Origin of the sequence: Lysinibacillus sp. FJAT-14222 (assembly GCF_001278875.1) — a bacterium.
Lineage (GTDB): Bacteria > Bacillota > Bacilli > Bacillales_A > Planococcaceae > Lysinibacillus > Lysinibacillus agricola.
Window position 1 is genome coordinate 1 of record NZ_LIYL01000006.1, and the last position, 1,345, is coordinate 1,345.

The following is a 1,345-nucleotide window of genomic DNA, read 5'->3' on the forward strand; positions in this document are numbered from 1 at the left end:
GAACTAGGGGCTACTATGAGTAAAATTATATTTTCACCAAAACAGATACTACAACTTCAAAAAAATCCAAACGTACAACAGGTTAGCGAACGTACGATTACCTATACAGATACATTTAAGAGTCAATTCATTGATGAATACTTCGCAGGGAAAACACCGAGACAAATTTTTAAGGAATATGGCTTTGATGAAGAGATAATTGGGATCAAACGTATTGAACAATCAGCCTTTCGTTGGCGTAAAGCGTATGAAAAGAACGGCTTAATTGGCTTAACGGATACACGCAAATCTGGATCAGGTAGACCAATTAAACGCGAATTAACAGCCGCAGAAGTCATTGAAAGACAAGCTGCACGCATTCAACTATTGGAGGGGCAAGTAGATTTACTAAAAAAGCTCGAAGCGACAGAAAGGGGGCTGCTAAACGACAGCCAAAAACTAAGCACAAATAAGGTCTTTCAACTCATTTCAGATACGCTCACTCAGTTTCCATTTGAACGGATGGTGACGTATTTTTGTAACCTCTTAAAGGTTTCTCGTTCAGGCTATTATAGCTATTTACAGGCGAGTGATGCGCGAGCCTTGAGAGAACAGAAGGATTTAAAGGCACGCGATTTGATTTTAAAAGCCTTTGATCGTCGTGGTTATAAGAAAGGCTCTCGTTCGATTAAAATGACACTCGAGCAGGATTTTCAATGTGTGATGAGCCGAAAAAAAATCCAGCGTATTATGCGCAAGTTCGGGATTGTCTGCCCGCATCGTAAACCGAATCCATATAAACAAATGGCGAAAGCAACGAAGGAACATCGTGTTGTGCCAAATAAATTAAATCGTGAATTTAAGCAAGGTATCCCTGGGAAAGTATTATTAACGGACATCAGCTATGTGCCATATAACGGAAAGTGTATGGCTTATTTGTCGACGATAAAAGATGCCTCGACGAACGAAATTTTAGCGTACCATGTCTCAGATCGAATCACGCTCGAAATCGCTACGGAAACGATTAAAAAATTGATCAGTAATAAGCGCGTTCAGCTTCATTCAGAGGCCTTTATCCATTCAGATCAAGGGGTTCACTATACAAGCCCACGCTATCAAACGCTCTTAAAAAAACATGGCTTAGGTCAATCGATGTCACGCCGAGGAAACTGTTGGGACAATGCGCCACAGGAATCGTTTTTCGGTCATTTTAAAGACGAAGTAGACTTTAGCTCCTTGAAGACACTTGAGGAACTAAAAGCCAAAATCAATCACTACATGGTCTATTACAATAATTATCGTTATCAATGGAATCTAAAAAGGATGGCTCCTGTACAATACAGAAACCATCTCTTAGCTGCTTAAT

1 protein-coding gene is annotated in these 1,345 nt (G+C 40.0%); it reads left to right on the top strand.

Features of this window, described 5'->3' with window-relative positions; all coding sequences use genetic code 11:
• Positions 1-15 precede the first annotated feature (15 nt).
• A complete protein-coding gene (locus AN161_RS02615; protein WP_053592830.1) occupies positions 16-1,344 on the top strand; it encodes an IS3 family transposase in 1,329 nt (442 codons plus the stop codon).
• The last annotated feature ends 1 nt before the right edge of the window (position 1,345 follow it).

What these genes read in the sequence shown, in the direction of transcription:
- AN161_RS02615 (WP_053592830.1), top strand. Translation starts at nt 16, where the DNA reads ATGAGTAAAATTATATTTTCACCAAAACAGATACTACAACTTCAAAAA.